This window comes from Muricauda sp. MAR_2010_75 (genome assembly GCF_000745185.1).
In the GTDB taxonomy this organism is placed as follows: domain Bacteria; phylum Bacteroidota; class Bacteroidia; order Flavobacteriales; family Flavobacteriaceae; genus Flagellimonas.
In genome coordinates this window covers 1,602,320-1,622,598 of the sequence record NZ_JQNJ01000001.1, presented here as the reverse complement: position 1 = coordinate 1,622,598, position 20,279 = coordinate 1,602,320, and the positions used below count along the sequence as shown (strand labels likewise).

Annotated in this window: 22 protein-coding genes; 10 read left to right on the top strand and 12 right to left on the bottom strand. The window is 41.7% G+C overall.

Going from position 1 to position 20,279, the window contains the following annotated elements:
• Positions 1-24: 24 nt before the first annotated feature.
• Together FG28_RS07305 and FG28_RS21040 are read right to left on the bottom strand one after the other, a co-directional pair.
• Complete coding sequence (locus FG28_RS07305; RefSeq protein ID WP_036381371.1) at positions 25-1,011, bottom strand: ribonucleotide-diphosphate reductase subunit beta; 987 nt, start codon at positions 1,009-1,011, stop codon at positions 25-27.
• A gap of 485 nt (positions 1,012-1,496) precedes the next feature.
• Positions 1,497-1,631, bottom strand: a complete 135-nt coding sequence (locus FG28_RS21040; protein WP_262491871.1) for a hypothetical protein — start codon at positions 1,629-1,631, stop codon at positions 1,497-1,499.
• A 297-nt stretch (positions 1,632-1,928) separates the two neighbouring features.
• Here FG28_RS21040 and FG28_RS07300 point away from each other — a divergent pair, with 297 nt between their 5' ends.
• Genes FG28_RS07300 through FG28_RS21090 form a run of 3 tightly spaced genes read left to right on the top strand, consistent with a single transcriptional unit; the run spans position 1,929 to position 4,645 of the window.
• Positions 1,929-2,663, top strand: coding sequence for a LytTR family DNA-binding domain-containing protein (locus FG28_RS07300; RefSeq protein WP_036381368.1), 735 nt, complete (start codon positions 1,929-1,931; stop codon positions 2,661-2,663).
• A gap of 15 nt (positions 2,664-2,678) precedes the next feature.
• Positions 2,679-3,476 (top strand): tetratricopeptide repeat protein, encoded by a 798-nt coding sequence (locus FG28_RS20935; RefSeq protein WP_231562606.1) that lies wholly within the window; start codon positions 2,679-2,681, stop codon positions 3,474-3,476.
• Positions 3,477-3,484: 8 nt separating this feature from the next.
• Positions 3,485-4,645, top strand: coding sequence for a histidine kinase (locus tag FG28_RS21090; protein WP_316930879.1), 1,161 nt, complete (start codon positions 3,485-3,487; stop codon positions 4,643-4,645).
• Here FG28_RS21090 and FG28_RS07290 read toward each other — a convergent pair.
• Positions 4,635-5,207 (bottom strand): DUF3109 family protein, encoded by a 573-nt coding sequence (locus FG28_RS07290; RefSeq protein ID WP_036381365.1) that lies wholly within the window; start codon positions 5,205-5,207, stop codon positions 4,635-4,637. The two genes, FG28_RS21090 and FG28_RS07290, sit on opposite strands and share 11 nt — an antisense overlap.
• Before the next feature lie 121 nt (positions 5,208-5,328).
• Here FG28_RS07290 and FG28_RS07285 point away from each other — a divergent pair, with 121 nt between their 5' ends.
• Positions 5,329-5,910 (top strand): MarC family protein, encoded by a 582-nt coding sequence (locus FG28_RS07285; protein WP_036386266.1) that lies wholly within the window; start codon positions 5,329-5,331, stop codon positions 5,908-5,910.
• A 9-nt stretch (positions 5,911-5,919) separates the two neighbouring features.
• Positions 5,920-6,123 carry a hypothetical protein gene (locus FG28_RS07280; RefSeq protein WP_036381362.1) on the top strand — a complete coding sequence of 68 codons (204 nt, stop codon included), beginning with the start codon at positions 5,920-5,922 and terminating at the stop codon, positions 6,121-6,123.
• Here FG28_RS07280 and FG28_RS07275 read toward each other — a convergent pair.
• The 4 genes from FG28_RS07275 to FG28_RS07260 form a co-directional block, all read right to left on the bottom strand.
• Positions 6,120-7,748, bottom strand: a complete 1,629-nt coding sequence (locus tag FG28_RS07275; RefSeq protein WP_036381359.1) for a S41 family peptidase — start codon at positions 7,746-7,748, stop codon at positions 6,120-6,122. The two genes, FG28_RS07280 and FG28_RS07275, sit on opposite strands and share 4 nt — an antisense overlap.
• A 16-nt stretch (positions 7,749-7,764) precedes the next feature.
• A complete protein-coding gene (locus FG28_RS07270; protein ID WP_036381356.1) occupies positions 7,765-8,202 on the bottom strand; it encodes a dCMP deaminase family protein in 438 nt (145 codons plus the stop codon).
• Positions 8,203-8,288: 86 nt separating this feature from the next.
• Entirely contained in the window at positions 8,289-8,873 is a 585-nt protein-coding gene (locus tag FG28_RS07265; protein ID WP_036381354.1) for a HupE/UreJ family protein, read from the bottom strand.
• Positions 8,874-8,977: 104 nt separating this feature from the next.
• Positions 8,978-9,715 (bottom strand): TerB family tellurite resistance protein, encoded by a 738-nt coding sequence (locus tag FG28_RS07260; protein WP_036381351.1) that lies wholly within the window; start codon positions 9,713-9,715, stop codon positions 8,978-8,980.
• A 124-nt stretch (positions 9,716-9,839) separates the two neighbouring features.
• On the opposite strand from FG28_RS07260, the gene FG28_RS07255 reads away from it, so the two are divergent.
• The 5 genes from FG28_RS07255 (at position 9,840) to FG28_RS07235 (ending at position 14,796) form a co-directional block, all read left to right on the top strand.
• Positions 9,840-10,250, top strand: a complete 411-nt coding sequence (locus FG28_RS07255) for a BrxA/BrxB family bacilliredoxin (RefSeq protein WP_036381348.1) — start codon at positions 9,840-9,842, stop codon at positions 10,248-10,250.
• Between the two features lie 126 nt (positions 10,251-10,376).
• Positions 10,377-11,114, top strand: coding sequence for a 1-acyl-sn-glycerol-3-phosphate acyltransferase (locus tag FG28_RS07250; protein ID WP_036381346.1), 738 nt, complete (start codon positions 10,377-10,379; stop codon positions 11,112-11,114).
• Positions 11,111-11,767 (top strand): HD domain-containing protein, encoded by a 657-nt coding sequence (locus tag FG28_RS07245; RefSeq protein WP_036381343.1) that lies wholly within the window; start codon positions 11,111-11,113, stop codon positions 11,765-11,767. The genes FG28_RS07250 and FG28_RS07245 overlap by 4 nt, the downstream gene beginning before the upstream one ends.
• A 57-nt stretch (positions 11,768-11,824) precedes the next feature.
• The gene (locus FG28_RS07240) at positions 11,825-13,249 is read left to right on the top strand and encodes a Gfo/Idh/MocA family protein (RefSeq protein WP_036386265.1); all 1,425 of its coding nucleotides are present in this window, start codon (positions 11,825-11,827) and stop codon (positions 13,247-13,249) included.
• 77 nt (positions 13,250-13,326) lie between these two features.
• On the top strand, positions 13,327-14,796 hold the full coding sequence (locus tag FG28_RS07235) for a vanadium-dependent haloperoxidase (protein WP_036381341.1): 1,470 nt from the start codon (positions 13,327-13,329) through the stop codon (positions 14,794-14,796).
• An 8-nt stretch (positions 14,797-14,804) separates the two neighbouring features.
• Here the strand turns inward: FG28_RS07235 and FG28_RS07230 are convergent, their stop codons facing one another.
• From FG28_RS07230 to FG28_RS07210, 5 genes are all read right to left on the bottom strand, one after another.
• Positions 14,805-16,055 (bottom strand): RNA polymerase sigma factor, encoded by a 1,251-nt coding sequence (locus tag FG28_RS07230; RefSeq protein ID WP_036381338.1) that lies wholly within the window; start codon positions 16,053-16,055, stop codon positions 14,805-14,807.
• Positions 16,056-16,172: 117 nt separating this feature from the next.
• Complete coding sequence (locus tag FG28_RS07225; protein WP_036381336.1) at positions 16,173-16,523, bottom strand: YciI family protein; 351 nt, start codon at positions 16,521-16,523, stop codon at positions 16,173-16,175.
• 207 nt (positions 16,524-16,730) lie between these two features.
• On the bottom strand, positions 16,731-17,804 hold the full coding sequence (locus tag FG28_RS07220) for a PA0069 family radical SAM protein (RefSeq protein ID WP_036381335.1): 1,074 nt from the start codon (positions 17,802-17,804) through the stop codon (positions 16,731-16,733).
• Positions 17,805-17,883: 79 nt separating this feature from the next.
• On the bottom strand, positions 17,884-19,434 hold the full coding sequence (locus FG28_RS07215) for a hypothetical protein (protein ID WP_036386263.1): 1,551 nt from the start codon (positions 19,432-19,434) through the stop codon (positions 17,884-17,886).
• A 26-nt stretch (positions 19,435-19,460) separates the two neighbouring features.
• Positions 19,461-20,243 (bottom strand): enoyl-CoA hydratase/isomerase family protein, encoded by a 783-nt coding sequence (locus FG28_RS07210; RefSeq protein ID WP_036381333.1) that lies wholly within the window; start codon positions 20,241-20,243, stop codon positions 19,461-19,463.
• Positions 20,244-20,279 lie beyond the last annotated feature (36 nt).

Here is a 20,279-nt window from a genome sequence, read left to right as displayed (position 1 = left end):
GAAGTCAACAAACAATTTGGTTACTTAAAAATCTGCGTCGAAACTGATTTTTTGCGAATCAGAATCTTTCTCCTTGTTCAAAACACCGGCCTTTTGATATTCAGACACGCGTTTTTCAAAGAAATTGGTCTTCCCTTGGAGGGAAATCATATCCATAAAATCAAATGGATTGGTGGCATTGTACACTTTCTCGCATTGCAACTCAACCAACAATCGGTCAGTTACAAACTCCAGGTATTGGGTCATTAATTTGGCGTTCATTCCAATGAGGCTCACGGGAAGTGACTCTGTAATGAACTCTCTTTCTATGTTCAATGCATCAACTATAATTTCCTTGATACGCTCCTTGGACACTTTGTTTTGCAAATGGTTGTTGTGCAAGTGCACAGCATAATCGCAATGCATTCCTTCGTCCCGTGAAATCAACTCATTGGAAAACGTGAGTCCAGGCATCAATCCTCTTTTCTTCAGCCAAAAGATGGAACAGAAGGCGCCGGAGAAGAAAATCCCTTCCACTGCGGCAAAGGCAATCAATCTTTCGGCGAAACTTGGTGATTCTATCCATTTTAAGGCCCAATCAGCTTTCTTTTTAATGGCAGGAAAATTTTCAATGGCCTTGAAGAGCACACTCTTTTCCTTTTCCTCCTTCACATAGGTGTCTATGAGCAATGAGTAGGTTTCAGAGTGGATGTTCTCCATCATAATTTGGAAACCGTAGAAGAATTTGGCCTCAGAGTACTGAACTTCATTGACAAAGTTTTCGGCCAGATTTTCATTTACAATTCCATCCGAAGCGGCAAAAAAGGCCAAAATATGTTTGATGAAGTAACGTTCGTCATCGTTCAACTTGGTGTTCCAATCCGATAAATCCTGATGCAGATCGATTTCCTCGGCAGTCCAAAAACAAGCCTCTTGCTTCTTATACCAATCCCACAAATCGTGGTGTTTAATGGGAAAAATTACAAATCTATCTTTGTTTTCTTGTAATATGGGCTCAATTGCTTCTGACATAATCGCTTGTTAAAATTTACAATCTGGAAGGAGATTTCCATGTGAATAGGGACTAACAAAGATTCAAAATTGTTGGTAGATTGTAAAGTATGTATTCGCGAAACGGGGTTAAAGTTTTTAACACTGACTGTTGAAATCTAGTGTGGCGGTTACCCTTGCTGGCCTCGGCCAAACCTGTCCTTTGATAACTTTTACGTTGGAATTTTCCACAAACAAAAAAAGACCAAAAAGTATATTGCAACATACTAATTGGTCTTACTGCTTATGAACTGCGGTTAGTGCCATAATTCAATGATATTACCAAACGTACGGCCTCTTCAGGTTATGCCATTGGATCCATTTAATTCCAGGTAGTTCCCCCGAAACCCAAAATCAAACATTAAACCAAGGTTCCTCTGAAGATTTTTCTTTGCAAGCGGTTTCTATAATCAAGAGAATTGGTTGCTTTGGCCGTACTATTTATTGGTAATAATATTTATGAACGTTTATCTGGGAGCATGGTGGCCCTCTACGGCCACACTATCCCAATTTTGCTGTACTTCCATGTCCTTACTTTCCGAAACAGCGGCAAAAATCAAGGCCATTATTAAAATTATGAACAGTACAAAACACTTTTTCATATTAATTTTGATATTAGATGAATACCCCAATTTTTGACAGTGCCAAGATAGATAACAATGGTCCTGTATCCTTGTTGGTATGTATAAACGGTTGGCTTTTTTGTATAATTGGTTTGTTGATTTTGAGCATTGAGATTCCTTTTTGCCCTCAATAAGGGGGCGTTCATCAAAAAAGGAAGCCCTTTTCACTTGATTTGGCATTTTTGACCAGTTATACGTGTTACTAGTCCATCAACACATAATTTTAAGAAGCATAAACAGAATAATCCTAAATTTGAAATACCTATTATTGTTTATATGCTAGAAGCGGTTATTGTAGATGACGAAATCAAGGCATTGCAGAGTTTGAGTTGGGAGTTGACCAACTTGAGCGATGAGGTGGACATTATTGCATCGTTCACCGATGCGCACGAGGCCTTGGACTATCTGGAACAAAATACTCCGGACTGTCTCTTCTTGGATATAGAAATGCCAGCCATGGACGGTTTCCAGTTCATCAAAAACTTAAAGAACAAGGATTTTCCGGTGGTCATCACCACAGCATACAACCAATACGCCCTTCAGGCCTTAAAGAATGAGGCCATTGATTATTTGCTCAAACCCATTGACACCGATGACCTTGAGCTGACCATTGCCAAGATAAAAAAATATAACGCCAAGAATTTGACCGTGAATCGGTTAGAGAAAATATTGTTGAATTTCAATGCTGAATCGCACAGCAAAAAAATCACGATAAATACCGATGGAAAATTGGTGTTCCTGAACAGTGATGATATTCTTTATGCTGAATCTGATGGGAATTACAGTACCATTTTCCTGAGCGATGGTCAAAAAATATTACTTACCAAAAAGTTAAAGGAAGTAAATACCCTCTTGCCAGACAATAGCTTTTTTAGGATTCACAACTCCTACATCATCAACCTGAACAAAATAAAGGAATTCCTAAAGACCGATGGATACGTTGTGTTGGAATCCAATCATAAAATCCCAGTCTCGAGGCAAAAAAAATCCGACTTTCTGGATATGTTATAACGTCCCAATATACCTGTGCTTACAATTGAGATCAAACACATCAAAAACCTAGGTCCACTGCGAAAGGCAATCTTATGCCCACTACTGGTATTGCTTGGCTTTCACATGGCCCGTGCCCAAGAAATCCCAGATGATTTTAAAGAAAAGGCCGAGCGATTGGTTGAACTCATGCCCAAAACCTATCTCTCCCTGGACACCGAACTCAAGGAAGAAAAACAGGATACCACCCTTCTACGCTATTTTGCCAATCTGGCCAGAGAAAACAACTATTTGGAAGGGGAAGCTTATGCGCTAGACCAACTAGGAACAAAATACAGGAACATTTCCCAATTTAAAAAAGCTGCCGACCTTCATGAACAGGCCCTTGAACTTTCGGAAAAGGCAAACAACACAGAACTAAAGGTTCTTAGCTTGAATATGCTAGGGGTGGTTTATCGCCGCACCGATGCCATTAAAACTGCATTGGACTACAACCAAAAAGCCTTGGAAATAGCAGAGGAGGTTGAAAACCCATCACATCATATCAAAAGGAGCATCAATGTGTCCTTGAACAGTATTGGAAACCTATATCAAACCTTGGAACAGCATGATTTGGCCATCATGCAGTTTAAGAGAGCCCTGAAGCTGGAAGAAGAACTGGGCAACAAATTGGGGCTTGCCATAAACCACCAAAACATTGGGATTGTTTGGAGCAAAAGGGAGATTTGGAGGGTGCATTGGAAAACTACCGGAAATCCCTGGCCTATAATGAGGAAATCGGTTCAGATTATGGGCGTGTCATCTGCAAGAACAGCTTGGCCCAGGTCTATTTAAAACAGGATATGCCCTATGCCGCACTTGTGCTGCTGGAACCCCTTCATAAAGAATCCAAAGATATAGGTGATTTTTTTATTACCTCGTCCATTTTTATAAATACAGGTTGGGCGTATACAAAAGTAGGAGAGTTTGACAAGGCTGATCAGTTTATCCAAGAAGGATTGGAAATGGCTCAAAACCACAACATGCCCAGTAATGTTGTTGCCGGATACCAAAAGCTTTCCGACCTTGAACGGGAAAGGGGAAATTTTAAAGAGGCTTACGCCTATTTTAAAAAGGCTTCTGAGTTTGAAAAGGAAATCTCCAGTGCTACCAATTTAAGGTACATGAACGATGTTATTGTACGATATGAGGCAGAAAAAAAGAACAACCAAATCTCTGTTCTGGCCAAAGAAAATGAAATTGTGCGCCTACGATTAAAGAAAAACCAGACCACCTTATTGGTAAGTGCCTTGATTGTGGGGCTGGTGGCCTCCATTCTTTACATTTTGTACCGACAGTACCAAAACAAGAATGAAAAAAGGGTGCTTTCCTTGGAACAAAACATGCTCCGCAGCCAGATGAACCCCCATTTTTTGTTCAACTCATTGAACTCCATCAAGCTTTACATCATCAACAATGAGCAAAAAAATGCAGTTCACTATCTGAACAAATTTTCAAAGTTGGTGCGTAAAATACTGGAGGCTTCGTCCCAGCGGGAAATTACCTTGGCGGAAGAACTGGAGACCATTGAATTGTATATGAACATTGAGAACATCCGGTTTTCCAATGAAATCGATTTTAAAATCACTGTGGATGAAAATCTCTGCCCCTCCAATATAAAAATCCCTTCATTGGCCTTACAGCCCTTCCTTGAAAATTCCCTTTGGCATGGACTTTCTCCCAAGGAAGGCAAGAAGATGATTCATTTGAACGTAAAACGAAAGAGTCAGAACCACGTTTCCATTGAAATTGAGGACAATGGTGTGGGTAGGGGAGCCGCCGAGGCCAATAAAGAAAACAGAGTGCTGAAACGAAAATCAGTCGGTATCCGAATCACCAAGGAGCGATTGGCCAATTTCTCAAAAGATTACCAGAACAAATTTGATGTGGATATTGTGGACTTGTTCAATACGGATGGCAGCCCAAAGGGAACCAAGGTGATCTTGGACATCCCTACGATTTAGCATGGCCCACGGCCACTTCCTCCAATTCTTCGTACCATTTCTTTCCAAATTTCCGAATTAGGGCGTCTTTTACAAACTTGTAAACGGGCACTTTTAATTCTTTTCCCAAACTACAAGCAGGATCACATATTTCCCATTTATGGTAGTTTACCGCGGTAAACTCGGAATATTCACGGGTACGGACAGGATACAGGTGGCAAGAAACGGGCTTTCGCCATTTTACCGCACCATCTTCCCAAGCGGCTTCAATGCCACATTTGGCGATCCCTTCCTCAGAAAAAATAACGTAGGCACATTCACTGTTTTTTACCAAGGGGGTTTCCCATTCTCCATCTTCCCCTTTTACAAAAGTCCCTTGCTCTTCAATGGCCTTAATGCCCTCAGGCCTTAGATAGGGCTTTACTTTTTCGTAAATATTTATCAGAATATCGGTTTCCGCATCCTCCACTGGTGCCCCATATTCCCCTCCAACACAACAAGCACCTTTGCACGCATTTAGGTTGCATACAAAATCGTTTTCCAGAATCTCTTCGGACACTATGGTTTTACCTATCTGAAACATCTGTTTCCCTTCTTTTGGGGCAAAGGTAATCCAAAACAAAAAAATTGATGTTTTCCCAACATTTTATATCATCCAAAAGTCGTTTTAAGACGTACATTTGCAGACCAAAAAAAGCAACGTGATGAATTTGAATTTTAAGGAAATTGCAACTGCCAGTATGATCCTTTTTGCGGTAATTGATATTGTGGGCAGTATTCCCATAATTATATCCTTGCGCAGCAAAGTGGGCCATATTCAGTCTGAAAAAGCTTCCATTGTGGCGGCCTGTATAATGGTGGCCTTTCTTTTTGTTGGGGAACGAATCCTTTCGCTAATCGGTATAGATGTCAACTCTTTTGCTGTGGCGGGTTCCTTTATCATCTTCTTTTTGGCCATTGAAATGATCTTGGGCATTACCCTTTACAAAGATGATGAGCCTGAAAGTGCCTCCATAGTTCCCATTGCTTTTCCACTGATTGCCGGAGCGGGCACCATGACCTCACTCTTGGCCCTTAGAGCGGAATATCATGTGGAAAACATTATTGTTGCCATTATCCTAAATATTATCTTTGTATATATTGTGCTTAAATCAAGCGCCAAAATTGAGCGGGTCTTGGGGAAAATAGGCCTCAGTATTATTAGAAAAGTATTCGGTGTAATACTCTTGGCCATTGCCGTAAAGCTTTTTGCAGCCAACATCAACCAGCTCTTTGAGCATCTATAAAGCCATACCATGAATAAAACATTCAGCATTATCCTTATTATTCTGGCCTTGGCTCTTATTGGCTACAATGTAACATTGGTAGATTTTGAAAATCCCTTTGAAGGGGATAGTACCGTAGCTTTGATAGGGATAGTGGCCTCATTGTGCGCCATTGTACTCTTGCTGATTTTTATGACCTCAAAAAAAATACAGAAAAAGCTGAACAAGGATTAATTGTGCATCCCGATTATACCTTCTGAAGACCGTTCTATGACAGCGGCGTCAATATCCTTTACCTTTTTGAGCATGGAATCGTACTCTCCCTTGATTTGGGCCGAAAGGTTGGGTGAGTACAGTTGTTCGGCTATGTTCGCTTTTATAAAAGCTTTTATCTTGTCTTCCTGAGCATAAAAGTCTAGTTTGACCTTTCGGTTCAGTACAAACTCAATGAACTCATCAAAAAGGATGTCGTCCACTCGGTATTCATCCAAAAACTGATTTCGGGTATAGTCCGCATAGCGGGTTCGGTCCTTTTCCAAATGTTCAAAAACAAATCGGGAAAAAAACTGATAGGTATCATCCATGCTCTCAATAGCCTCCTCCTCGTTACTTCCAATGGGAACAAAAACATCAGGAATAATTCCGCCACCGCCATAGACCACTTTTCCTTTGGGCGTTACAAACTTTAGGGAATCCGCTACTTTAATGCTATCTGCAGAAATAAGCTCTCCACTGACGTACCGTTCCATGAACTTCTGATAGTAATCCCGATTCCCATTTTTGTACGATTTTTGAATGGAACGCCCCGTCGGCGTATAATATCTTGAAACGGTCAGGCGCACGGCCGAACCATCACCCAAATCCATCTCGCGCTGTACCAATCCTTTTCCAAAGGAACGCCTTCCCACAATGGTGCCAATATCATTATCTTGTAGGGCTCCAGCAATAATCTCACTGGCCGAAGCGGAACGTTCATTGATCAAAACATAGACCGGTTTGTTCTCAAAATCGCCTTTGTTGGTAGCGTATGCTTTTTTAACACGCCCTTTTTTGTTTTTGGTGAACAAAATCAGCTTATCATCTTCCAAAAACTCATCGGCCAATTTTTCGGCGATGCCCAAATAACCCCCAGGATTGTCACGCAGGTCCAAGACCAATTTCTCAGCTCCCCTAATTTTGAGCTTTTTCAGGGCATCCTTGAATTCATCAAAGGTGGACTCTGCAAATCGATTTATTTTGATGTAGCCCATATCTTTGGTAAGCATGTAATAGGCATCCACACTTTTAATTGGCACATGATCACGAATGACAGTGATGTCCAAAATCTTGTTTTCGGACTTTCGGAATACTTTTAAATCGACTTTAGTACCAACTTTGCCCTTTAATTTGGAGACTAAATCGTCATTTGGGATTCTGCGCCCAAAAAGAGTATCATTATTTGCGGATAGAATACGGTCTCCCGGTTTTATCCCACTGATATAACTAGGTCCATTTTTTATGGTTCTAATAACAGTGATGGTATCCTTGTATTTGTAGAAGCTAACCCCTATTCCCACAAAATCGCCTTTCATGCTTTCAGAGACCTCTTCCATTTCACTCTTAGGAATATAGACGGAATGAGGGTCCAGTTTTCCCAAAATATTGTTCACGGTAACATCCACGATGCTATCGGTATCAATATCATCCACATATTCGTAGTCGATATAATCAATAAGTCGATTGAGTTTGTCTTTTTTGGAATTGGTGGAAAACAGTTTTTCAGGGCCGTCATTAAAATGAAGCTTACCTCCTATAAAAATCCCAATAGCTACGGCTAGAGCTAGCAATGTGGGCCAAATATATCCTTTGATTTTCTTCATAATAGCAATGGTTTTTTTAGACCATTTCTTCCAAAACGGGCAAATGAACGGTCTCTACTCCTGCCCTTTCCAAGAACTTCAGACCTGAATCATCCTTGTAGGCCGTTTGGTATACCACACGTTTTATGCCAGCTTGATGCACCAGCTTACTGCATTCCCTGCATGGGGATAAGGTAATGTACAAAGTGGACCCTTCGCAGGACTGTGTGGATGAGGCTACTTTTAGGATTGCATTGGCCTCAGCATGGAGCACATACCACTTGGTGTACCCTTCATCATCCTCACAAAAATTTTCAAATCCGGTAGGTGTTCCGTTGTATCCGTCGGATATAATCATCCGATCTTTAACAATAATGGCGCCCACCTGTCTTCTTTTACAATAGGAGAGTTTGCCCCATTCTTGGGCCATTCTTAGATACGCTTTGTCGTATTTTTCTTGTTTACTCTCCTTCATATAGCACTAAATCCGCGGATAATGAAATAAATATACCTGCTTTGGAAGACCCTTACAACCTTATTCGATTAAATTTAACGAAGCCTCTAGTTGGGAAACGTTGCAATGAGCAAGGGTATTGTGATAGCGATGATCAAAATTGAGGTCACCGCAATAAAAATGGGTCTTTTAACTTTTAGTAGGTCCAACATCACAAAAGCCAGGGTCAAAATAATCAGGATAATGGTCACTTGCGAAAGCTCTATTCCAGTAGCAAAACCCAACAAAGGTGTGATTTTGTCCTCTTCCTCTGCCATCAACATCTTAAAGTAGTTTGAAAAGCCAAAACCGTGAATCAATCCAAAAAATGCCGTGGCCAGAACGTGCAAATACAATCCCACCTGCATGGCTTCCCGAAACACATAAGCAAAATTGAAAAGTGCCGTCAACAAAATAGTGACTGGAATCAAGAATTCAATGAGTTCCACATCCACAGTAAAGACCTCATAGACGGACAGGGCCAATGAAGTGCAATGAGCAATAGTGAATATGGTCGCCAAAATTACAACTCGCTTCCAATTCTTAAAGGTAAACGGGACTGCTAAAGCGGATAAAAACAGGATATGGTCATACGCGCCAAAATCCAACACGTGGTTCAGCCCTAGTTTCACATAAAACAAAAATTCTTGCATCCTATTTGTTGTTTATGGTTTAGAATTCATGATTTATAGTCTTGGTTTTGAGGTGTACACCATCCAACAACTCCTAACTCCTAACTCCTAACTCCTAACTAAAACTATGAAATTCCCCTTTCTTTTTGGATAATCTCATAAGCCTTCTGCACTTCCTTGAATTTTTCCTCAGCCCCTTTCTTAATGGCCTCATTTTTGGTAACAACACGGTCCGGATGATATTTCTTGGCCATATTGCGATAGGCTTTCTTTACTTCCTCGTCTGTGGCATTTTTGTCAATTTCCAAAATCTTATAAGAATTATCCGTGGACTTGATGAACATGGCCATGATACTGTCAAAATCATGTCGGCCCACACGCAAATACCCCGCGATTTCCCGTAATTTGTTAAGTTCGGCCTTGCTCACCTGCCCATCAGCCTGGGCTATGCCAAACAAAAAGTGCAACAATTGCAAACGAACCTCATACCGGGTGCGCTGCACCATATATTCACAAATGCGCTGGGAAGATATTTCCCGCTTTTTAATAACGTCATTGAACGTCCTAAAAATGGCATTGGCCTTTTCCTTGCCATACGTACTCAAAAAGTACTGTCGCACATAATCCAACTCCCGTTGGTTCACCTGCCCATCGGCCTTGATAACGATGGAACAGAGCGAAAGCAAGTTCAGTTCAAAATCGGCAGGGGAAGCCCGTTGCCGCGTATAATCTTGAAACACGGTTTTAGGGCCGCCTCCGGACCCTCCAAGGTTGTCCAAAAAACTACCTACTATGAATCCCAAAATGGCTCCTGGAAACCGGAATAAAAAATAGCCGAGAAAGGCGGCCACCCATTTAATCATCCTTCAAAAAATTTAAAGCCCAAATATAGGGCTTTGCAAAGGAATCAATACCATAAGCAATGTTAAGGGTCATGGTATAAACCCGACAAAAACGTATCTTTGTAACCTAATTAAAAAGAAGCCTATGTATCCTGAAGAATTGGTAAAACCTATGCGAGCAGACTTGGCCACCGCCGGGTTTGAAGAACTATATACAAGTGAAGCCGTTGAAAATGCACTTAAACAAGATGGAACCACACTGGTTGTGGTCAATTCAGTTTGTGGATGTGCAGCTGCCAACGCCAGACCAGCAGCCAAACTGAGCCTGCAAAACAGCAAAAAACCAGACCACTTGGTCACTGTGTTTGCCGGAGTGGACACCGAAGCGGTGAACACGGCAAGAAACCACATGGTGCCTTTTCCACCATCATCGCCAAGTATGGCCCTCTTTAAAGATGGCGAATTGGTGCACATGATCGAAAGACACCATATTGAGGGAAGACCTGCGGAGCTTATCGCAGAAAACTTAATGGAAGCCTATAACGAGTTCTGTTAACCCTTCCCCGATTTAAAAAATTAAGCCACCCTTAAGGGTGGTTTTTTGTTTTTCAGCATTAAAAAAGTTGGCTATGCTTTATTTTAGTCCCAAATTTCGTTCACCTAAATCCACAATTCGCCAAGGATGCCAAAATTGCTTTCATACCCTTTGACCGTACTTTTTTTCATTTGCTTTGGATTGGTGCTGGTCATTTTTCATCCCATACAATGGTTTTGTTTGAAGGTCTTTGGGTATGATGCGCACAAACGAAGCGTTTCCATCCTTAATTGGTTCATTATGCGATGTACCAACGTGCTCGGTACCCGATATACATTTGAAAACCAGCAAACCATCCCAACCGATAGACCGCTGATCATTGTTACCAATCACCAGAGCATGTACGATATTCCTCCTTTGATTTGGTATATGCGAAAGTACCATCCCAAGTTTGTCAGTAAAATTGAATTGGGCAAAGGTATTCCCAGTGTATCCTTTAATTTGAGACACAGTGGTTCCGCCCTCATAGATCGTAAAGACCCGAAGCAAAGCATTGCTGAACTCCAAAAATTGGGCAAATACATTGAAACGAACAGTCGTAGTGCCGTAATTTTTCCGGAAGGTACCCGCAGCCGGAACGGAGTACCCAAACCTTTCCGTACAACGGGATTGAAAGTGTTGATGAAAAATGCACCTTCCGCATTGATTGTACCTATCAGTATAAATAATTCATGGAAGTTGCTGCGCTACGGAAAATTTCCCATGGGATTAGGTAACCATCTTACATTTAAAGTCCATCCTCCAGTGGAGATTGAAGGTGATGTGGAAGCATTGATAGCCCAAGTTGAAAAGCAGATTGTTTCAGGAATATCTCTTTCAAAATGAATCAGGATATATTGGTACAGCATACCGTCAATTTTGTAAAGGAAACACTTCTAAATGCTGAAGGTGGCCATGATTGGTTTCATATTGAAAGGGTTTTCAATACAACAAAATTGATTTCCGAGCATGAAAAAGTGGATGTACTGGTAGTGCAATTGGCAGCACTGTTGCACGACATTGCCGACCCAAAATTTCATAATGGTGATGAAACCGTGGGACCTAAAATGGCCCGGGATTTTCTAATTTCCCAAAAAGTGAACAACCCTATCATTGATCATGTGGTCAGCATTATCCGAAACATGTCCTTTAAAAACAGTTTGGACACTAATTCCCAAATTTTTTCATCAAAAGAACTGCAGGTGGTGCAAGATGCCGACCGATTGGATGCCATGGGTGCCATTGGTATTGCAAGGGCATTTAATTATGGTGGATTTAAAAACAGACCTCTGTATGACCCCAATATTCCTCCCAATCTTCACATGACCAAAGAGGAGTACAAAAACTCGCAGGCACCGACCATCAATCATTTTTATGAAAAACTCCTTTTATTAAATGAAAAAATGAACACAGAAACTGGCAAAAAAATGGCCCAAGAGCGGCATCAATTCATGTTGGACTACCTAAAACAGTTTTACAAGGAGTGGGAAGGAGAATAGTCTTTGACCTCGAGTTGATTTTTGTATCTTGGAGAACTATTCAAACTAAACAACAAAATGCAAAGAAGAAAATTCATTAAAAATGCGGCAGCTGCTTCCGCTGTTTTTTCAATTGTTCCAAGCCATGTTTTGGGAAAGACCCATGTTCCTCCAAGTGATACTTTATATGTAGGTGCATTTGGCGTAGGTGGAAGAGGTGAAAGTGTAATTCGCGGACTTAACGAGACGGGCAAGGTAAAATTTGTATCGTTCTGTGATGTGGATGACCGCCGTGCCCAACCCACCTACGAACTTTTTCCCGATGTTAAACGATATAAGGATTTTAGAAAGGTCTTCGATGCACACCTAAACGACATAGATGCCATAATGGTAGCCACTCCCGATCACATGCATGCCACAATTGCTTTACCCTTTATGCGGGAGAAAAAACATGCCTATGTAGAAAAACCATTGACCCATAACATTTATGAGGCCCGATTAATGACCAAAGTTGCCCAAGAAAATGGAATTGTTACCCAAATGGGAAACCAAGGTGCTTCAAGTGATGGCAGTCGCATTGCACGGGAATGGGTAGAATCTGGAATTATTGGAAAAGTACATACCATAGATTGCTGGACCAACCGCCCCGTATGGCCTCAGGGTGTCCCAGTTCCTGCTAAAAAACAAAGAGTCCCTCGGGAATTGGATTGGGACACTTGGCTAGGGCCTGCCGCAATGCGGGATTACAATGAAGCTTATCTGCCATTCAAATGGCGGGGTTGGTGGGATTTTGGCACCGGTGCTTTGGGCGATATGGGGTGCCATATCATGGAAACGCCCTTCAGTGTTCTTGATTTGGGCTATCCGACAGAAGCGGAAGCCAGCTGTACAACCGTTTGGGTAGGTGATTTTGTGGAAGCTGATTATAGTCCTTCCTGCCCTCCATCCTCAAAAATCCATTTGAAGTTTGAGCATGAAGAACATGGAGACATTGCCCTTAACTGGTACGATGGTGGAATTAAACCTGACCTTCCAGATGAATTAAAGGATGGTGAAACCATTGGTGATAGTGGTGGCGGAACCATTATGTATGGTGAAAAAGGTACACTTATTTGCGATACTTATTCCAGAAACGCGCGTTTACTTCCTTCGGAAATGATGGATTTGTATAAAACTCCCTCACCAAAATATCCACGAGTTCCAGGAAGTGTGGGCGGACATATGGCCAATTTTGTGGATGGCTGTTTGAACGGCACCCCAACATCTTCCAATTTTGAAAAAGCTGGACGATTGACAGAAACTGTACTTATGGGGAATTTAGCCGTTAAAGCTTACCAATACAAAGTATTGAAAGAAGGTAAAAAAGTAGGTGATTGGGAGCCTTTTGAGTACCCTGGCAGACGCAAACTGTTCTGGGATGGGGACAATATGAAAATCACCAATTATGAAAAAGCAAACGAGTGGGTCACCCGCGAATATCGCAAAGGTTGGGAATTGGCCTAATATTTTTTAGTTTTATGGCTGGCATTTAAGGTATTAAACCCATATATTCGCCCGCCTTATTAGATTAAACGTTAAATATGAAAAGAGCAATCTTACTGCTATTTGTTGTAGCAACATTACTGAACTGCAAACAAAAAATGCAACAATCAAGCGATGCTGCCATGGAGCCCAAAGGTGCTGACAACATTGCCTACCAATGGAGTGAAATGGCCATTATCGCAACAGCAAACGACACTGAAATGTTTAAGCCAAGACCTACCATCACCTCAAGATTTTTGGGCTTGATTTTTGTTTCCATTTTCGATGCTTGGTCTAGATATGATGAAAAGGCCATTCCTGTATACCTTGATGGCGTGGAAAGGCGCCCATCGGATGAGCGGACGCTCAAAAACAAGGAAATTGCCGTTAGTTATGCCGCCTACAGGGCCATGAACGAATATTATTATTCAGACAAGGAGCTTTTTACCAATTTTATGGTAGAATTGGGCCTAGATCCCAACAACGAATCTTTGGACCCAACCACTCCCGAAGGCATTGGAAACCTTGCTGCCAAGGCAGTCATCGAAGCTAGAAAAGGCGACGGTGCCAACCAATATGGCGAGGAAGAAGGTTCCAATGGTGAACCCTATTTCGATTACACCGGTTACGAACCCGTCAACCCCGTAGATCAAAATAATGATCCCAATCGTTGGCAGCCCAAGTATTTTTCTGATGGAAAAGGCGGAAAGTTTGCTCCGGGATGCCTAACCCCATTTTGGGACAAAGTAAAACCCGTTTCATTGAAATCTGGCGATCAGTTCCGTCCAGGACCTCCTCCAAAAATAGGGTCCAAACAATTGGAAGAAGAGGTAAAAGAGGTAATCGAGATGCAGGCCAACCTCACCGATGAGCAAAAAGCTTTGGTCGAGTTCATGCGAGATGGCCCACAATCTGTGCAACAAGCTGGACACTGGTTAAAATTTGCCCAAGAGGTTTCCATAAGGGATGATCATACCTTGGACGAAGACGTAAAAATGTTCTTCTACAACCAAGTTGTGGCCATGGATGCCTTCATCGCATCATGGGATAGTAAAATGTACTATGATTTTGCAAGACCCTACGCCTTGGTTCACGAATACTATGACCAACAAAAGATAAAGGCTTGGGGAGGTGTTGGAAAAGGTATGATAGAGATGGATGGCAACCAGTGGAGACCTTATTCCCCAGACACTTTTTTATGTCCGCCTTTCCCGAGTTATACCTCAGGACATAGTACAATCAGTGGTGGCTGCGCTGAAGCCCTAAAACTTTGGACCGGAAGCGATGAGTTTGGATCGGAAGTGGAGCTTGTGGCAGGATACCTTACGGAACCTGAAAATTTGGGGGACACTGTCACCTTAAAATTTCCAACATTTACCAAAACTGCAGAAATGGCAGGTATTTCAAGGGTTCTGGGTGGATATCACATCCAATCTGATAATATAGCCGGTTTGGAACTGGGTCGTGATGTGGCCCACGAAGCATGGAAATTCTATAAAAAGCATATTGGGGAAGAAGAACAGATGTAAAGCCAGCTTTAGTTGAGGTTCATCTTCTTTTGGTAGTGCCTTTTAACGAGTTCATTTTCGCTGAGGGCAATGGCCTTCTTTAGGGATGCTTGTTGTTTTTTAGGCCGATTCAACTCTGATTGAAGCTCTGCTCTAATGGCATGGTACAACCCTTGATTCTCAAAACCACCTCGTTTTCCAAGCACTTCTAGTTCAGCTAGGCCTTTTTTAGCGCCATGTTGCTTGGCAAAAGGGATAATACGGTTTAAGGCCACCATTGGCGAATAATACAATTTTAATTGTACATCGTATAAATAAAGGATGCTTTTCCAATCGGTTTCTGCAAAACTTTTGGCGATACTATGATAATATGAACGTGCCGCTTCCAAATGATAATCCGAAGGCGTTCGATCTTGTGTCCCAGCATTTTCCAAATGTTGAATACCGATGGAAATCAACTCTTGGTTGTATTTGGAACGATCCTGATGCTCCAAGGTCACCAATTCTCCCACTTTATCCAATCGAGCATCAAACCGTGAGGCATGGAAACACATCAAGGCAATCAGGGCATTTAGGTTAGGGTGCTTGCAGTACTTATTGTCTTGGAGCAAAAGCGCCAAACGTAAAGCTTCATAACAGATGTCCCTTTTAATGATCTGTAATCCAGAAGTGGCCGCATATCCTTCAGTAAATAACAGATAGATAACCCGAAGTATCTGGAATAAACGGGATTGCAATCCCATTTGCACAGGAATTTTCAATAGCTGTACCTCTTTCCTGAACTTTTTCTTGGCCCTGGTAAACGACTTGGCTACAGCTTCTTCCTTTTTCATTAAAGCCTCTGCCAATTCTTTGTTGCTGAAGCCCCCCATTAATTTTAAACTCAAAATAATCTGATGTTCCTCCGATAGAGCTGGATGGCAACAGGCAAAGATCATTTTTAATTGACTGTCTGAAATGGTCTGGTCCAAAGCAGGGTCCGAAGCATGGCCAACTTCACTCTTTGGATACAATTCCCCTACCTCTTTATATTCCAGTTTTTTGGCTCTTCTCAACAGGTCGATCATCCTATTGCTCGCTACCCGATAGAGCCAAGCAGTGGGGTTATCTGGAATGGATTGATAGGCCCAAACCTGCATTGCCTTCACAAAGGTGTCTTGTGTAGCATCCTCAACCTGCTCCAGATACGATGCCCCAAATTTATGGGTCAACAGTGCCACTACCTTTCCATATTCCGTCCGGAAAAGATGCTCAACGGTATTCTTGTGGTCTTGCGGCATAAGTAATTTTGCTGGGGCTCTTAAAATGTCATTTCGAGTGAAACGAGAAATCTATAGTACGTTAATGAAGCGTTTTAGATTTCTCACATTCGTTCGAAATGACATCAGATTAAAAAATCAATGTTCCAAGGACAGGATTTCCCGTACTTCAACAAAGGCACCTTCATAATCAAAAATGGGGCATCCTTTGGAGATCTCAACAGCCTCATCAATGTTCTTGGCTGAAACAATGAGGTAGCCTCCCACCATCTCAGCACCTTCGGCAAAGGGTCCATTTGTGACCACTTCTCCACGTTTGTGCACTACTTTTCCATCCTTTTCCAAAGGAAGCCCGTCCAAAAGCTGTCCTTTTTCCTTTAGACCGCCCATCCATTCGCCCCAAACCTGCATGTGGGATTGTTGTTGTTCTTTTGATAGTTTGGCATAAGCTTCATTGCCGCCCCTGAACAAATACAAAAAATTACTCATCTGTTTACTTTTTAATGTCCACCCAAAGTGAACGGTTACACATTGTTTTCATCCATAAGACGAAAGATGCAACATGGATTGGACTAGCTTTTTAAATTTATTTAAAAAAATTGATTTGTCGATAAAAGCAAATACAAGCATTTCTATCCAGACACGAATTGCACCAATGCGCACGAATGGCATTAGGTTCATTTGAAACTTGCATAATCAAAACAATTTCATCTGTCCATCTTTATATTGTTGATGAAGCTCTTTGTTCAACCCCGGGAAGCTTTTGTCCTTAAAATACAACTGTTTGGCCAATTTGGCCATATCGTGGATTTGGGTGGCAATTTTTCCTTCACCCCGGTTACGAAGTCCGAAACGATTGTCGTTGATGGTACCTCCATGACAGTCTTGGATTAGATGCAACACTTTTTCGGCCCGATCGGGCATGGCCTTTTTGATCCAATCAGTGAAAATTTGTCCAATGGCCCCATTGAGTCGTACCACGGTAAACCCAAAAGAAAGTGCCCCATGTTCCGATACCGTTTTCGCCAATTCCAACAACTCATGGCTGTTGATCCCCGGAATCATGGGGGCCAACATGGCATTGACGGGAATGTTGTTTTCTGAAAGAACTTTAATGGCTTTCAATCTTTTTTGAAGGGAAGCCGTTCGGGGTTCCAACTTTCGCCTGGTTTTTTCAGATAATGAAGTGATCGAAATATTCACCCCTACCAATTGATGTGCATTCAATTCCTTCAAAACATCCAAATCGCGAAGAATCAAGGCATTTTTGGTAATGATCCCTACGGGATGCCGATACTTTAGGAAGACCTGGAGACATTTTCGGGTGATTTCAAACTCCTTTTCGGCAGGTTGATAGCAGTCGGTATTACCCGAAAGTACAATGGTCTGTGCCTTCCAATTCTTGTGTCTGATCTTGGCTTCCAACAACTCGGGAGCCGCTTTTTTTACCAAAATCTTGCGTTCAAAATCCAATCCAGCACTGTAGCCCCAATACTCATGGGCATTACGGGCATAACAATAGATACATCCATGCTCACAGCCTTGGTATGGGTTCATGGAATACCACATCCCCACATCTGGACTATCCACTTTATTGACAATGGTTTTTGGAAAAATTGGGATGTATTGGGTTTTGTTGTTCTCAGCTTCCTCGCCTTCCAAGCGACAAAATTCCAAAAAATCCTCCCGCATCTCATACACATGCTTCAGAAACTTGTTGGGTGTGTTTTGCTGTGCTCCCCTTCCTTTGAGAAAATTCTTGGATTCCATAAAATTGGATTTATTCCAAATTTAAGGATTATATCCAATATACGATTGTGCTAAATTCTATTTAACGTTTATGAAAACTTTAGTTGAAGTCTACCTTGACCAACTGTTTTTTACTGCCCCTTTTGGCATAGAAAAGCATGTTGTCCTCTTGCTCATTCTTTAACGGTTTGGAAACCATTAATGGCAATCGGGCTTCTTGTTGGTCGATGATCTTTTCGTAGTCCATTTTCCCATTTTCATCCAAAGAAATTAGAAATACGTTTCTATTTCGGCTCAATCCTTGTTTGAAAATCAAGCGTTCATTGTTGATCAACTGCGGGTTCTCAGCAGCCGTACAGATAAAGAAATAGGTCTTTCCATCTTTGCAGTACGAACTATAGGATGCATAAGCACCATCACCTTGCGTAACTTCGGTTTTATTGATATTTCTGGCCCATTCCATATTTCCATTGGAGTCCAACTTAACACTTACTATGTCATTGTAGTGATACCGCTCAATCTTAACCCGTTGCCCGGCTCCGGTAACTTCAAGTCCAGAGGTGACAAAGTATTCTTCTGCGTTGAAAAAGATATCCTCTTCAGTTGTTATCTCCACTCCCTTAAAAACTAAATTTTTGATGTCCTTATCCTGATCCCGTCCAAATTTGTCTTCCATAAATTGCTGGGAAAAGGGGTTGTATTTTCGGCTATTTACTTCTAATGTGGTTGGGTCAACATCAAAATAAGCGATGCCGTTGTACCGATTATCCTTTCTATCTGCATAAAACCCTATACAGACCAGTCTGTTGTCAAGTATAATGGGATATAAGGCTTCCGGGTACTTTCCGGGATCTACAAAAGATTGGGTCTTGTTTCCATTTTGGGAAATCTGAATCAATTCATATTGGAATTTTCGTTCATCAACCTGAAAACGCCTCTTTTTAAAATAGGCTTTTCCAACTATATAGACCGTTTGCAGATCACGAGTAATGGCTATATTTTCAAAGGCATAGTTCTTTTCCTCAATCTCATCTGAAAAGTCGTACTCAAACCTTTTGCGCAAGGCGGTATCATATAAATGGATGATGTGCTTATTGCTCTTTCCTTTTTTGTGATGGGTACTTATAATGAAACCTGTTTTATCTTCATTAAAAAGAACGGCCGTAGAGAATCCGTTGGAAAAATTACGGTTGTAAAAGTTTTTCCCCACTGGGTCATTTACTTCTTCGGAAGCAATGGACAACAGTTTTTCTGACCTAAAATTAAAGGCGATAATGGGGCTGGTATGAACCCAATATTCATATTGACCTCGATCGTAGTTATAATTGAGAAATAGCAGGTTCAACTGTCCATTTTTTAGGAAGCCATCTACAAAATCCAAACCCTTAAGCTTGTAATTGTATTCGGATACCAGTTCCAAATCCTTGTTATAATGTTCAATAAGGTAGCCTTTGGGCCTTAAAATGAGGCCTTGGTAATAGGCCCTTACCAAAATGTAGCCTCCGGTGCCATCTTCATCCAAGGTTAATAAGTTTGAATACCTGTAGCGGTCATTAAATTTCTCGCCAAAATCATAAGAAACGGGCATTTTTTGGGCACTGGAGAGTACCCCAATCAATAGGAAGCAAAGTAAAAGTATTTGTTTTTTCATCAGGTCTGGCTTGGTTAAGCCAATGGTCATGAACCGGGAAAGTCTGCCTTGCGCTTTTCCAAAAAGGCCGATGTTCCTTCCTTGAAATCATCGGTGCCAAAACAATGGCCAAAGGCATCAATCTCCACGGCATAGCCATCAGCATCATACTTAAAACCAGCATTTACGGCTTTTATTGCGTGTTTTATGGCCACAGTGGAATTATTCGATATCCTGCTCGCTATTTTAACGCATAATGGCAACAGCTCTTCAGGTGAAACCACATGGTTCACCAGTCCGTAGACAAATGCCTTATCCGCATCGATCATTCCTGCAGTCATGATCATTTCCATAGCCCTTCCCTTTCCAATAAGTTGAGGCAAACGTTGTGTACCTCCATAGCCAGGGATTACACCTAAAGACACCTCGGGCAGTCCCATGCGGGCATTGCTACTTGCCACCCGAAAATGACAAGCCATGGCCAGTTCCAAACCGCCACCAAGCGCAAAACCATTAATAGCGGCTATAACAGGTGTAGTGAGACCCTCTATTAGGTTGAAGAGGTTTTTTTGCCCCATTGCGGACAATTGTCGGCCTTCCTTTACCGAAAAATGGGCAAACTCTGAAATATCAGCTCCGGCCACAAAGGCTTTTTCCCCACTACCTGTTATGATGATGACCTTGGTGTCATCGTCATCATCCAATTCTTTAAAAGCCACATGAAGCTCCTCAATGGTTCTTTTGTTGAGGGCATTCATTTTCTCAGGCCGATTAATGGTGATGGTGGCTATGCTATTCTCTTCTTCTATGTAAATGTTTTCGTAATTCATAAATACAGTTTAAATGGGTCTCGACATCCTAGCCAT